This window comes from Peribacillus sp. YIM B13481 (assembly GCF_042787985.1).
GTDB classification, from domain to species: domain Bacteria; phylum Bacillota; class Bacilli; order Bacillales; family DSM-1321; genus Peribacillus; species Peribacillus simplex_A.
The window spans coordinates 1-13633 of sequence record NZ_JBHZPE010000074.1; the positions used below are offsets into that span (position 1 = coordinate 1).

15 protein-coding genes, 1 pseudogene and 1 other annotated feature are annotated in these 13633 nt (G+C 34.0%); of the genes and pseudogenes, 10 read left to right on the forward strand and 6 right to left on the reverse strand.

Going from position 1 to position 13633, the window contains the following annotated elements; translation table 11 throughout:
- Window positions 1-266 precede the first annotated feature (266 nt).
- Entirely contained in the window at window positions 267-770 is a 504-nt protein-coding gene (locus tag ACFX4X_RS23475; protein WP_377386957.1) for a DinB family protein, read from the forward strand.
- A gap of 103 nt (window positions 771-873) precedes the next feature.
- Window positions 874-1965 (forward strand): winged helix DNA-binding domain-containing protein, encoded by a 1092-nt coding sequence (locus ACFX4X_RS23480; protein WP_377386961.1) that lies wholly within the window; start codon window positions 874-876, stop codon window positions 1963-1965.
- A gap of 555 nt (window positions 1966-2520) precedes the next feature.
- Here the strand turns inward: ACFX4X_RS23480 and ACFX4X_RS23485 are convergent.
- Window positions 2521-3414: a M23 family metallopeptidase gene (locus ACFX4X_RS23485; protein WP_377386964.1), complete on the reverse strand. Its 894-nt coding sequence runs from the start codon at window positions 3412-3414 to the stop codon at window positions 2521-2523.
- A 314-nt stretch (window positions 3415-3728) separates the two neighbouring features.
- Here ACFX4X_RS23485 and ACFX4X_RS23490 point away from each other — a divergent pair.
- The 3 genes and pseudogenes from ACFX4X_RS23490 (at window position 3729) to ACFX4X_RS23500 (ending at window position 5369) form a co-directional block, all read left to right on the forward strand.
- Window positions 3729-4235, forward strand: a pseudogene (locus ACFX4X_RS23490) (recombinase family protein).
- 445 nt (window positions 4236-4680) lie between these two features.
- Window positions 4681-4866: a hypothetical protein gene (locus ACFX4X_RS23495; RefSeq protein ID WP_061465031.1), complete on the forward strand. Its 186-nt coding sequence runs from the start codon at window positions 4681-4683 to the stop codon at window positions 4864-4866.
- Window positions 4863-5369: a hypothetical protein gene (locus ACFX4X_RS23500; RefSeq protein ID WP_377386967.1), complete on the forward strand. Its 507-nt coding sequence runs from the start codon at window positions 4863-4865 to the stop codon at window positions 5367-5369. Before ACFX4X_RS23495 ends, ACFX4X_RS23500 begins: the two co-directional genes overlap by 4 nt.
- 290 nt (window positions 5370-5659) lie before the next feature.
- On the opposite strand, the gene ACFX4X_RS23505 is transcribed toward ACFX4X_RS23500, so the two are convergent.
- On the reverse strand, window positions 5660-5857 hold the full coding sequence (locus ACFX4X_RS23505; protein WP_089365130.1) for a hypothetical protein: 198 nt from the start codon (window positions 5855-5857) through the stop codon (window positions 5660-5662).
- A 201-nt stretch (window positions 5858-6058) separates the two neighbouring features.
- A complete protein-coding gene (locus ACFX4X_RS23510) occupies window positions 6059-6472 on the reverse strand; it encodes a hypothetical protein (RefSeq protein ID WP_289319594.1) in 414 nt (137 codons plus the stop codon).
- A 221-nt stretch (window positions 6473-6693) separates the two neighbouring features.
- On the opposite strand from ACFX4X_RS23510, the gene ACFX4X_RS23515 reads away from it, so the two are divergent.
- From ACFX4X_RS23515 to proS, 3 genes are all read left to right on the forward strand, one after another.
- Window positions 6694-6870: a hypothetical protein gene (locus ACFX4X_RS23515; RefSeq protein ID WP_377386970.1), complete on the forward strand. Its 177-nt coding sequence runs from the start codon at window positions 6694-6696 to the stop codon at window positions 6868-6870.
- 510 nt (window positions 6871-7380) lie between these two features.
- Window positions 7381-8013 (forward strand): type 1 glutamine amidotransferase family protein, encoded by a 633-nt coding sequence (locus tag ACFX4X_RS23520; protein ID WP_377386973.1) that lies wholly within the window; start codon window positions 7381-7383, stop codon window positions 8011-8013.
- A gap of 624 nt (window positions 8014-8637) precedes the next feature.
- Window positions 8638-8855 (forward strand) — a binding site (T-box leader).
- A gap of 63 nt (window positions 8856-8918) precedes the next feature.
- Window positions 8919-10355 (forward strand): proline--tRNA ligase, encoded by a 1437-nt coding sequence (gene proS / locus ACFX4X_RS23525; protein ID WP_377386976.1) that lies wholly within the window; start codon window positions 8919-8921, stop codon window positions 10353-10355.
- A 177-nt stretch (window positions 10356-10532) separates the two neighbouring features.
- Here the strand turns inward: proS and ACFX4X_RS23530 are convergent, their stop codons facing one another.
- Both ACFX4X_RS23530 and ACFX4X_RS23535 read right to left on the reverse strand, forming a co-directional pair.
- Window positions 10533-11120, reverse strand: a complete 588-nt coding sequence (locus tag ACFX4X_RS23530) for a hypothetical protein (RefSeq protein ID WP_377386979.1) — start codon at window positions 11118-11120, stop codon at window positions 10533-10535.
- Window positions 11121-11321: 201 nt separating this feature from the next.
- Entirely contained in the window at window positions 11322-11459 is a 138-nt protein-coding gene (locus ACFX4X_RS23535) for a hypothetical protein (protein WP_377386982.1), read from the reverse strand.
- Between the two features lie 146 nt (window positions 11460-11605).
- Between ACFX4X_RS23535 and ACFX4X_RS23540 the strand changes: the two genes are divergently transcribed.
- A complete protein-coding gene (locus ACFX4X_RS23540) occupies window positions 11606-12076 on the forward strand; it encodes a UPF0158 family protein (protein WP_377386985.1) in 471 nt (156 codons plus the stop codon).
- A 186-nt stretch (window positions 12077-12262) separates the two neighbouring features.
- Here ACFX4X_RS23540 and ACFX4X_RS23545 read toward each other — a convergent pair whose 3' ends face one another.
- Window positions 12263-12589, reverse strand: coding sequence for a hypothetical protein (locus ACFX4X_RS23545; RefSeq protein ID WP_284469612.1), 327 nt, complete (start codon window positions 12587-12589; stop codon window positions 12263-12265).
- A 386-nt stretch (window positions 12590-12975) separates the two neighbouring features.
- Here ACFX4X_RS23545 and ACFX4X_RS23550 point away from each other — a divergent pair, with 386 nt between their 5' ends.
- Window positions 12976-13416 (forward strand): SRPBCC family protein, encoded by a 441-nt coding sequence (locus ACFX4X_RS23550; RefSeq protein ID WP_053347531.1) that lies wholly within the window; start codon window positions 12976-12978, stop codon window positions 13414-13416.
- The last annotated feature ends 217 nt before the right edge of the window (window positions 13417-13633 follow it).

The following is a 13633-nucleotide window of genomic DNA, read 5'->3' on the forward strand; positions in this document are numbered from 1 at the left end:
GTAAACTACTATGAAAATCTAAGAAAAACGGAGATATCGAGAGGTTTTGCTTTCTTTATTGAGGGAGTTTAGTTGAACAATCGTCATTAGCGTTTATTCCACAAACGGGCCAGATTGTGGAAGATATAGAATGTTTTTTATGAAGTTAATAGAGGTTTTTTTAATCAACTATAGAATAAATCGTATAGATGTAAAGCTTTGGAAATTTGTAATCAGTTCTGTATCATAATCTAATCATTAAAGTGAAAATGGGAGGAAAAATGATTATGGGTCATTCTGTATTAAAAATGTATGACTACCACTTATGGGCAAATGAAGTTATTTTAAATCGCTTAAAAGAACTACCGCAAGACATTTTCCATAAGGAAGTTAAGAGTGGTTTTTCTTCGGTGGCAAAAGTAATGTCTCATATATACCTCACAGATTTAGCCTGGCTTGAAATTATTTCTGGTAAAAGTATGAGTGATGCCTTGGCACACACACACCAATTGAGAGAACAGATAGAAACAAAAAATATTGAGGAAATGAAAGCTAGTTTTTATAAATTATCTAAACGATACAAAGAACATTTAAGTAGTCAACAAGATTATGAAAAAGTGATTGAGGTTGATAATCCATATGCTGGGCTCCTGGAAACGACGGTTTCTGAAACAATACTACACGTCGTCACACACGGATCATATCACCGTGGGAATATAGCTACCATGTTGCGACAAATGGGTCATACCTCTGTAATGCAAGATTTCGGACTATTTCTATATTCAAAATGAAGAAAATTTTTGTTGGACCTGCTCGTAATCAATCTTTAACTATGGAGGATATGAATGATAAGTGATGAAATCAAATCATAATCACGAAAGCCTAAACAGAGTAATGAGTTCACGTGCTCTAAACCGAACACTTTTAGCCCGGCAGCTTCTTATAAAACGATCCAACATGTCTATTCCTGATGTCCTTGAGCATCTAATCGGAATGCAGTCTCAAACACCCAATTCACCTTATGTAAGTTTATGGACCAGAATAGATAACTTCAAACATGAAACATTATCCCAGTTATTGTTGAATCGCGATGCTGTACGCATTGCACTTATGCGTTCCACTATCTTTCTTGTCACCAAGCGTGATTGTTTAGAGCTTCGTCCCTTAATTCAGCCCGTTTTGGATCGGACTTTGAAAGCTAATTTTGGGCAACGACTAAAGGATGTAGATAATAATGAGCTCGCAAAAATCAGTAGAGATCTTGTAGAAAGTCAACCACGTACATTAGAGGAGCTTGGAAAACTGCTGAAAGAGAAATGGGAAGATAAAGATCCTTCTGCTCTCGCTGCGGCGGCACGCAACTTGGTACCATTAGTCCAGATTCCTCCCCGAGGAATTTGGGGCGCCAAAGGTAAGGCCATACATGCTTCAGCTGAGAATTGGCTGTGTCAATCACTTGTTACCAATTATAGTATAGAATCACTGATTCTACGCTACTTAAAGGCTTTCGGACCAGCGACGATTTCAGATATACAGACTTGGTCAGGCCTAACCAAAATTCGTAAGGTGATTGAGGGGCTAAGACTTCAATTAAATACTTTTTTGGACGAGGATGGAAATGAGTTGTTTGATGTCTCCCATGCAGAATTTCCGGATATTGATACTCCAGTACCAGTTCGTTTTTTGGCTAAATTTGACAATATCCTTCTTTCTCATAAAAATCGTACAAGGATTATAGCTGATGAATATCGCAGCCGAGTCTTTACAGTGAATGGTATCATTAAAGCCACATTTCTTATTGACGGCTATGTCCAAGGGCTCTGGAGGATTGAGCAGAATAGAAAATCCTCAACACTCATTATCGAACCTTTTCAATCATTGTTGCAGGTTGATAAAGACGAACTAGCTATTGAGGGAGCTAAATTAATGGATTTTGCTGCTGCGGATTCCGAGTTTAAGAATATCCAATTTTTGGACCCAATCTAATAAACATCAATTTCTCATCCTAAGCTAAGCAATTAGTATGACGAGAGCTTATTCTGTTTTAGGGGACAATTCTACAAATAAGTGCAGTACCATTTCTGCATAACGATATTCCATTATCGGGCGCTTTTCTTTAGTAAGAAGGCGTCTTTTTGATATTCCCCTACACATTAAGGGATTAGATTTTGTTAAGGTAAAAAAAGATTGTGAAGATTATCACTTAAACTAACGGGTGCTTTAGTTGAATAAGAATAACAAAGTCGATTCCTTGAGATGGAAATCGGTTTTTTTAATAGGTGACATTTCCTTAGCGTTGTAAATCCGCATTTTCCTGACGCTTGTCACTTAAGGAGTTATTTTTCACCTATTTTAAGTGTTATTTTGCACTATAAGTAAATATAAAAAATCCCAATTTCTCAATGTAATGTTGGGAAATTGGGATTTTCGTTACTACGGAAAAGCTATTTTGTTGAATAACTAATATACTTTTATTAGCTAGTATTGGGAAAAACAAAGTCTGTTAAAACCGGTCTTATTGAGTTTAGCGCCTTGTTAACATTAAGATTTAAAGGGGTTAATAAAATCCCCTTGAATGGGTTCATGATCACCTTCAAAACGGATACGAATGGACTTACCATTCAAATAATCTAGTGAATTCATTACTTGAAAATGAAGATGTGCCTCGGACGAATTTCCAGAATTCCCACATAAACCAATCACTTGTCCTTTTTGTACGATTTCCCCAACTTTCACGAGAATGGAATTTTGTTTTAAATGTGCGAGCATACTATACTCATTATTTTTGTGTTCAATTATAACGCAATTCCCTTCAGGTTGATTCGGGCTCATTTCACCTGGCACATTGTCCTCAATCCCATCTAACACTTTTACTACCTTACCATCTGTTGGAGCTACTATCTCTTTATTAAAAGCGTAATAATTTTCGTTCTTGTTTATAGAATCCTTATATGATTGGCCATCTTTCATAATGATTAAATCATATGCATATCTTTGGTCATCGTATAAATAGTGATAATTTATAAACTGATTTGTTCCGCCCCAAAAGACAAACCATTCTTCTTTTATTGGCATAATATAAGTATTCTGTGTATACTGACGGTCACTTTCTGGATAGGAAACAAAAGGGGCAAGGCTTAACCCATGTATTATGTTATCTTCATCAAAAGAAACACTAATTACCTTTTCTCTTTTGCTGTCCAACCATATGTACTGCTTTATATTTTTATTTAAATTGGTACTCATTTCTAAATTATACGTTTCTACCCCATAATTGAAGGATTCCCCATACTCTATGAATTTGTTGATTGTGGCTAACTGCTTAAATTCTTCAGTTGTTTGATGATATATAACGGAAAACTCTCCGTTTAAAAAACTATTTCCGAAATCTTCAGGAGTAACCTTTATGTCTTGCCGTTCTTTCAAATAAAACACCTCAACTTTTAAATATTTTCTTTATTGCAAAGTACTTCTGTAATTAATTCTTACTTCTTTAAAAACGGAACGGATTGTGGAACAAAATTTAAAAAGCGCTCATTATCAAAATAATAACATGTTAATATTTGACAGGCGAAATATATGTTCCGAAACTCGTCCTTTTCTGAACACACCACTGTTCGATATGAAAAGGACGTTTTTATTGCCTTTATCGTAACAAAACTCTGTTCATTATTCTACGTTCAATAACCTATCTATTTTTATCTTATGTTACAAAAAATATAAAGGAATAATAAGAAAGAGTGATTTGAGTGTTAATTGGATATGCACGTGTGTCGACGGGATTACAAAATTTAGATTTACAGATGGACGCTCTTACGCAATATGGCTGTTCCAGAATTTTTCACGATAAAATGAGTGGGCAAAAAGACAGCGTCCTGGTTAGAGGAAACACTTCAGTATGCACGTGAAGGCGATACGATTGTTGTTTGGCGATTAGATCGATTAGGACGCAATATGCAAGATTTAATTCAAATTGTGAATAGCTTAAATGAACGTGGTGTGGCTTTCACAGTCTACAAGAAAATTTAACAATGGACAAAAGTAATGCCACAGGCCAATTGATGTTTCATTTGTTTGCGGCATTTGCGGAATTTGAACGTAATTTAATTGAGGAACGTTCGGCTGCCGGACGAGCTGCAGCTAGAGCATGTGGTCGACTTGGAGGACGTCCTGGAAAATTTGGACCGAAAGATATTGAAATGATGAAATCACTAATTGAAAATGGTACACCGATTAAAGACGTCGCAGAAAAATGAGGTGTATCTCGAACAACGATTTATCGGTATTTAGAAAAGCAGGAATAATGAAGAAACTCAGCTAATCTTCTCTTATGAAGGTAGCTGGGTTTTAAAGTTGCAAAATAAGTGCAAATTATCGCCTAAAGTGACATCCTTTCAATCTACTTACCTAGTTCATTTATTATACAACTTAAATTTTACACACAAAATCCACTTAAAATAGCATTTTTAATAATCTACTATGAGTGTACTCAAAATTTACATTTTGAATTTGTGTTATTGTAACATTGTGTTAATAACTGTACTCTCCTTTATTTATTAAGGTTCTTTATAATTAGGTCCAGATAACTTTGAAAAACTAATAAACATTAAAGGACCGTCAATAGACCTGTTTTTTGTACAAAAGAAGGATGGTCACCAAGTTTCGACGAATATATCAATATACTTTGTGGAGGTGTTGGATATGGGGATTTGTTGTGGAGAGTGTCACGTTGAATTAAAGAGTGATGATTATGTCACATTGGATGAATTTAGCACGCTGAGGCACACATATTGCGGTTATGATCTTATTGCCGAGCTGATCAAAGACATTGGTACTTATCGAAATATCAAAACGAAGTATTGGTTTTCCCGTGAGCTTACTAAATGAAAATCGGTGAAATCTTGGAGTTAATTAAAACTGATAAACCAGTGAATATTGCAAAAAGGGCTGATGTTCATCTTTCAGAAAAATTACTAAGAAAAGCATTGAATAAAGCTGGTTATGAGTATAGAAATTCAAGCGAAAAAGGCTGGCATTTCGTTGGTGAAGGTGACGAGGAAACGGTACAAGAGCAGCTTATTTATAACTTTGCAACAGCAGGAAAAGCAAAGGCGAACGTTTCAACTAATGTAAATAAAGAACCTATTAACAATACCAACCAACGTTCTAACGTTGGCATAAAACGTGGTAAAGAACAGGTTAAACAAGCGAACGAACAATCAGCACCAACCATGGAACGAACCAACGTTATAAGAAAACGTTCTTCATTCGATATGGATGTTGAACTTATGAAGGAACTAAAAATACAAGCAATCATTCATGATAGGACGGTTTATGAACTAGTTGAAAGTGCCGTAAGGCACTATTTAGCTGAATTAAAGGGAGAATGACGGAAAGGAGTGCTTATATAGCATTTTGGAGTCCTATCAGCAAACACAAAAAGCCTCCCAAAAAATGGGGCTTTTTGTGTTTTTTTTTTAAAAGCTCTGTTAAATAATGTTGTTGAGTTTCTTGATGAACTAAGGGGGCAGGATAGTTGAAGAAGGTATTTATTGTTCAGAAAGCGAATAGTATTCGGTAAAGGTTGATTTTTAAGGATTAAACAAACTTAATATCCGGAGGGGAAAATGGTTGATTATAGCTATGAGAAACAACATCTGAAAAAACTCAGGACTTTTATTTATATCACGATAGCATTAATTTTTTCAATGATATTTATATTTATTAGCATTTTTCTTTTGTATTTTTCTATGTCAGGCATTTTAGACGTTGTGTATTTTCCACCAAAACTAGCAATTTTTTCATTCATAATTTCTATTGTATTTTCTGTTTTAGCTATAAAAAATCTATTTGGTAAGATATTGTTAGTATTAAACATATTTCTAATGCTCTTTATGATTTTTTATGGACCATAAATATATACAAAAAGACTAACATAGGGTGTAATAGTCAGGCTGTTGTTTAGACAGCCTTTTTTTATAACTAAAGGGGCAGGATAGTTCATTAAGGAAAATGGCTTAAAGAGTGTTATTGGAAAATAAAAAAACAACTCCATAAATCCAAGAGTTGTCATCATTTTTTAATTTGAACTTATTGAAATGGGTCTTTTAGTTTCTGCATCAAAAATAGCTGTTGTCACATTTTTACCATCCTGAGAGACTGTTACAAATACATAAACTTGTCTTTTAGGGTGATAACCTTCTCCACCATGTCTTGATTTACCACCGTACATATCAGCTTTTGATAGTACCGTATTAATGTCTTTAAAATAACCCTTTTCTCGAATGTTCAATTTTGCATTCTCAAATTCAACATATTGATTTTTATCAAGAGAATCATACATTGAATCCACATCTTTGAATTTCATTGTTGAATTATCCGGGTACTTACTCCATGGTTCTTCTCCAGTATTAGATTGAGCGAATCCTTGTACATTTAAAGCAAATAATGTAACTAATACTGCTATAAGAGTAATGGAAGTTATCTTCTTCAATAATTACATCTCCTTTATGATTATTTTTCCAATAAAATGGTCTTTTATGTGACCAAGAAAAATATTTATCTTGTTAAGCTAACTGGTGCTTAGTTCAATAACAGGGTTGCTTCGGCAGCTTTTTCTTTATGCAACTATCGGGGAAGGTTAGCTAAAGTACAATTGTATTAATTTTCATAAATCGGGAAAATATATAGTTAAGAACAAGAAGGAGGTAACAAATGGAAGTAAATATGAGTGTTGAAGAAGTCGTGAATCAAATTTCTGAATTAGTAGAAAAAGAAGGGAAGCCACCTCGGAAGAAAGAGGTAAAGAAGTCAGATCCGGAGTTAATGAAAAATACATTGTATTATTTTCCTAGTTGGGATTATGCAGTAGAACATAGCGTTGGATCTTAAACATAAACGAATACATAAACATTTATTTTCCCAATTTCCTGCCCATTTGAATAGCAACTTGGTATCAAGACACGCTAAATCTCTTTGGATACGCAAACCATGTTTGGGGTAATACTATAATTCGAAACACCTAAATGGTTTTACTGCAATTGCCTCTGTTACCAGCCTTAAAAAGTTGGGCAGGGGTTATTTTGCGTTAGAACTGCCCCTAGTACCCCAAGTGATAGTGATTTGAAGGGGAGTAGATTGCTTTTTACAGTCGATAAACACTGTTCATAATAGTACACTTTACGAACTTTTTTTGATTGTTACTTCTTTAAAAAGACTCTGTTAAACAATGCTTTTGATTTTTCTTCTTCAACTAAAGGGGCAGGATAGTTCCATAAGAAATAGACAATTGGATAATTGTGGTATATAATCACATTAAAGGGAACGTACGTTCTTTTTTGGTGGAGTAGCTTTTGATGTGGAAAAAATAAACTATGAAAATTATGATTGGAGTGTTAGTGGATGAAAATAAAAAAAGTTTATCTATATGTATTTAATACAATGTCAGACTGGGAATATGGATATTTAATTGCTGAACTAAATTCAGGAAGATATTTCAAAAAAGATTTAGCACCTTTAAAAGTAATTACAGTAGGAGCGAATAAAGAAATTATTACTACGATGGGGGGACTGAGTATAAAACCAGATATTTCCCTTGATGAATGTAACTTTGATAGTAAAGATCTTGTAATTCTACCTGGAGGGAATACTTGGGGAGAAGCTATTCATCAACCTATCTTGAAAAAAATTGGCGAGGCTTTAAAGCTTGGCACTAATGTTGCTGCTATTTGTGGTGCAACTGAGGGACTAGCTAATATGGGGTATCTAGACTCTAGAAAGCATACAAGCAATAGCTTAGAGTATATTAAAATGGTCTGTCCTAATTATAAAGGAGAAAATTTTTATGAGATGGAACCTGTAGTAACTGGTGAAAATTTGGTTACTGCATCAGGAGTAGCTCCTTTGGAATTTGCGATGGAAGTACTGAAAAAATTAGATGTATTTGCACCAGATACATTACATTCGTGGTATAACCTAAATAAGACTCACAAACTTGAATACTTCTTCCAACTAATGAACTCAATAAATAAGTGAGTTTAAAAATCAACTTGGCAGTTTTATTTTACTTGAAATAATCTCCATACTTTATGCGATGTCAAAGTATAGTTTTTGTACATAACTTAAAAATTTTAGAGAAGTTATTAGAGATTGTGAATGATTATACTTAAACTAACGGGTGCGTTAGTTCTATTCTCTAAAAATTATTTAACTATTTAATAAAAACTGTTTACTAAATCACGAGTTTTGTAACCAAATAGCGTTTATGAAATTACCAACATGTTGTTTTTTGATAAAGTTGTTTTAGCAGCATAAATGTCTGTTTATGGAACCTTATTTATGAACTAAATAACAGATAGCTAAAGAATGCTTTTTTAATTTTGTTCAGCAATCGGACCAGATTATGGAGCAACGCCTTTAAAGAAAATTGGATTTCTAGGTTAAAGTTTAGAGGAGATTGTGAAATTTTATACTTAAAGTAACTGGCAGGTTAATTCAATAAGCAAAAATTAAAACATTTCTTTTTATGATTATAAGAAGGAGTACATATTTAAATGCTTCTATCATTTTTATCTGCCTAGTTACTTTTGTAGTAGCTTTTGTTTGTGTTACAGTAATAATTGAATTACTTTTAGCAAATTGATATATTAATTTATAAATATGTAATCAATGATGTGCTCAAGTAAATAAGGATTGTGAAATAGAAAATATAGCCTTGGCTGAAAGCTATATCACCCCTTCTTATTGAACCCTACCACGGAGATGTTAGATAAAAATTAACCGAGTCGTTTCGTTACAAACGTTTAGAGGACTTAATATTTATTATTAATGTCGAACTAAGGTGGTACCACGTCTACTAGCGTAAAGACGTCCTTTTTTAAGGACTCTTTATGCTTTTTTTATTTTGTAAAGTTATTTCATTTTCTCAGGAGGTAAAGACGATGTCACAAATAACAAACGATTTTTCAAAATGGTATATTGATACGATTCAAAAAGCTGATTTAATGGATTACACCCCAGTTCGTGGTTGTATTGCATTTAAGCCAGATGGCTATGAATTATGGGAACATATTCAAGAAGAGATGGATAAACGGTTTAAAGAAACCGGTCATCGCAATGCATACTTCCCAATGTTAATTCCAGAATCCTTCTTCGAAAAGGAAAAGGATCATATTGAAGGATTCTCACCAGAGCTTCCTTGGGTAACAGAAGCAGCAGGAGAGAAATTAGAAGAACGTTTAGCACTGCGTCCAACTTCAGAAACAATGATTGGACATTTGTATTCAAAATGGATTAAAAGTTATCGAGATCTTCCAGTTTTAATTAATCAATGGGCAAATGTATTCCGTTGGGAAAAGAAAACTCTTCCATTCATCCGTACCTCTGAATTTTTATGGCAAGAAGGACATACTGCTCATGTGGATCAAGAAGATGCGCGTAAGGAAACAATGCAAATGTTAACTATTTATAAAGAAGTCGTAGAAGGATTACTTGCGATTCCAGTTTATGAAGGGCAAAAGACACCATTAGAACGCTTTGCCGGTGCGATTGATACATTCTCCATTGAAGCAATTATGAAAGATGGAAAAGCCGTACAAGCAGGTACCTCACACTACTTAGGTACAAAATTTGCGGAAGCATTTGATATAAAATATTTAAATAAAGAAAATAAACACGCATATGTTCATACAACATCTTGGGGTACGTCCACACGTTTAATTGGTTCGGTCATCATGGTTCATGGCGATGAACAAGGTCTTGTTTTACCACCAAAAATAGCACCGACTCAAGTTGTTTTGATTCCAGTTGGTCCATGGAAAAAGAACCATGCAATTATGGAGAAATTAGATGAAATCTTTGCAGCTTTAAAAGCGGAAGGAATTCGCGTTCGTCTTGATGATTCTGATCAATCTCCAGGCTATAAATTTAATGAATGGGAGTTAAAAGGTGTACCTGTACGTATTGAACTTGGTCCACGTGATTTAGTAAATAATCAAGGTTTAATGAAAGCACGTGATGTAGAGGAGAAAGTTTCCATACCTTTAGAATCAATTGTTGAAAGCATTAAAAAAGAACTTGAAACAATGCAAACTCGTCTATTTGAAAAAGCAAAAGCTTTCCGTGCGAAGAATTCACACACACATATCGATACAATCGAACAGTTAAAACAACATCTAGCAGAATCCGAACAAAATGGAACAATTCCTGGTTGGATATTAGCTGGTTGGTGCGGAGAGGATGCTTGTGAAGAAAATGTAAAAGAAAAAACAAAATTCACAACACGAAACATTCCATTTAACCCACCGACAACAAAGCACACATGCCTTCATTGTGGTAAAGAAGCAAAACATACGGTTTGGTTTGCTCGTGCTTACTAGTCTACGATTGTTAAATATTATACTTAAACTATCGGGGGCTTTCGTGAAAGAGGAATTAATTGATTTTAAGACTAAGATCATATTTTAGGTATTCCATTAAAGGGCGCTTTTCCGAAGTAACGGTAAAAGTCCAATTTCTCAATTTTAGTGCTGAGAAATTGGGCTTTTTATATTTACTTATAGTGCAAAATAACTCTTAAAGTGACAGGTGGCCTTTTTGCTTAATGAACTATCGGGGCAGGTTAGTTGAAGAAGAAGGCGAATTTTTTTAGTGATTTCATCAAGAGCAAAAAAGATTATCGAGCAAATAATCGCAGGTATAGAGAAACCTGGTTCAATAAAGTATGTACCCAACCCAAATCCAATATGAATTAATCCAGATAACCAGAATCGAATATTGAAAAACTTCATAGAGATAAATTCAGCAATTAGAGATACAGGTAAGCCATAAACGAAATTTCCAATTAAACTATAAAAAAGCAGAATAATAGTAAAACCAAATAACTCTCCATTTAAATTAAATGATTGTTCCTCAATCATAGAGATTAGAAAAAATCCAATGGTAAAGGACAATGATGAATAGAAAGCCACTTTAATTTTTCTGAATTTATCTTTAAACAGAATATTTCTAATAATAGGAAATAGAAACCCAATCGTTATAATAACAAGTAAAGTTTTAATTATTATGGGTGTAGTTGAAACAAGTAGTATTATTAAAAAGACAAGCACGGAGAAAACAAGAATATAAGAATTTCCTTTTATCATTAGATACCTCAAACCTTTTTAGCTTTATTTTACAATAAGTCGAAGTTGGAAGGAATTAGGTGTTTCGAGACAATAATTATTTCACAGTGTAGATCCTTAATGAAATAATGGGTGCTTTACTTCTATATGGGGCTGGAAACAGCTCCATTTTCTTATGCAACTATCGGGCAGGATAGTTGAAGAGTGCTATTTGATCTTTATTCAACAATTGGGCAATATTTTAGCTATTCCTCCTTCACAATAACGTGTAGTTTTTCTAGTATGTCCGTCAACAACTGGATGTTGATCCGTAATTCTCTCAATTAGTTGATTTTTTTTGTTTTGCATTTTAAAATTCATAGTAGCTTCCTCCTTAAGGCTTTGAGTTAGATTGGTCTCTATACTCGTATCTTACTGAGGGGCTCTATTTTTTTAAAACCTGATATTTAACGAGCTACAGGAATGCTAACAGGTGCATTAGTAAAAAATTGAAGGGTGATCAATAATTGAAAAATCCAGTAAAGATTCAGGCCATTATTGAAGAATTGGAAATGCAGTTTGATGAGTCTCGGACATTTTTAAATGTAAAAACTGGTGAAATCATTTCAGTAACTTTGGATGACTTGAGAGCAGCTGAAGATGAAGAAGAATTCGGGCATTTACCTGAGTGGGAACAAGAAGATAGAAAAGTTGCTAATGATGTATTTGAAAACTTTGAGAATTACAAGGAACTCCCAACAAAATATGAAATAAATGAATATGAGATTATAGAAGATTTTTGTTTTACTGTTAGTGATGAAAGAAAACAAGATAAATTATTAAGTTCAATTAAGGGGAAGGGTGCTTTTAGAAGATTTAGGGACAAAATCATTGACTTTGAAATGGAGGACCAATGGTATTCTTATCGTGACGAACGATATAAACAAATTGCGATTAAATGGTGTCTAGACAATAACATAGACTTTATTGATAAATAGACTTTAAAAATGAATGGCACGAGACCTATGGCTGAATAAGGTGATTGCTCTTTGTTCAACTAACAGGTGCTTTACTTTATTACAAAGAGCTGATCAGAAGCTCCTTTTCTTAAGCAAAAACGGGATAAGTTAGTGAAAGAAGAAATGAAGGACTTGAGTCAATGAATTAAAGGAAGATGCCCTCTATTAAAGACGGTCATCTTCCCATGCTCTATCATAATCTCTTATATTGTGTTTTTCTTTTGGAGTTTCTTCTTGTTGACTTTGTTGATCTGTTTTCTGCATTTGTTGTTGAGCTTGAGAACTAAATGATTCCATCTGTTTTTTTGATGAGTTTGAAGCTTGATTTGCTTGGGCACCTTGTGGAGAATCTCGAAATTGAGACACGGTTTGAATTAATTGAGAAACTTCTTGATGAATATTTGCAAGTTCTTGTCCTAATTCAGTATCAGTAAAGTTTGCATCAGGTAGTTGAGTGTCTATTTGTTTTTGCTGTTGATTTTTCTTGGTCATGTTAGAAAACCTCCTTAAAGTAGATAAATCATACCCTTTTATAATGTTCTATAGCTTCTAATAAATAGCTGGTAATTTTTATGGAAAAATCTAATGTATGTTTATAATGGGTGCTTAACCCAACTGAGGCACCCTTTTTCTTGTGGTAGGATAGTTCCATAAGGAATACTGTTAAGTGACATTAAAGTCGTTTAAAAACGTCAGTCCTGTTATTCCATTAAAGGGCCGGATTGTGGAGGATCGGAAAAACTTGATTCTACAAATAATTGGAGGATTGGAAGAAGGAAAGCTATGTAATTAGTGATGTAAGTTTATGCTTTTTATGTAATAATTATATTGTAGAAATGTAAAGTTACAATTCATACATAGTGAAGGTGGGGATCATAATGGCAACGGGAACGCATACTGTAGTAGTTCCAGTAGATGTACAAGCAGTTTGGGATTATGTCAGTGATCTCGAAAAATGGGCAACGACAGTACCAGCCTATAAAGAACATGAAATCATAAATGACAAGCAATCTATTTGGACATTTGAAGGTAGTGTGAAAGGTATTAAAAAAACAATACAAGCGCAGGTAGATATTACCGAATGGAATGAACCTTCAAATATTAAGTTTGAACTAAAAGGTTTATCAGATAATTTTACAGGAAGCGGTCACTTTACTGCAGAAGATGTTAATGGTAAAACAATAATGACTTGTACGGTGGAAATCCATGCAGGCGGATTATCTGGTGCGGTGTTAACACCAATTATTAAATGGGCTGTTCCAAAAGTAGCATCTCGTTTAACAGAATCTATCGCACGTAAAATTGCAGTATTCTCATAGTTTTTTTCAAAGAATGAAAACCAATTCATTTTGGAGATACCTTCTCTGAAGTATAGGTGGTAACATTCTGAAGTGACCAATATAATGATATCGAGCCCTACTAGAAATTTTATAATTAGCGGAAAGGGGGCTGTCAAAAGGGAGGGCACTGAAAAAGTCCCTTCGGACCAATAGAGGTAGATTTTCTCAGTTTATTCTGAGGAAATCTACCTTTTTT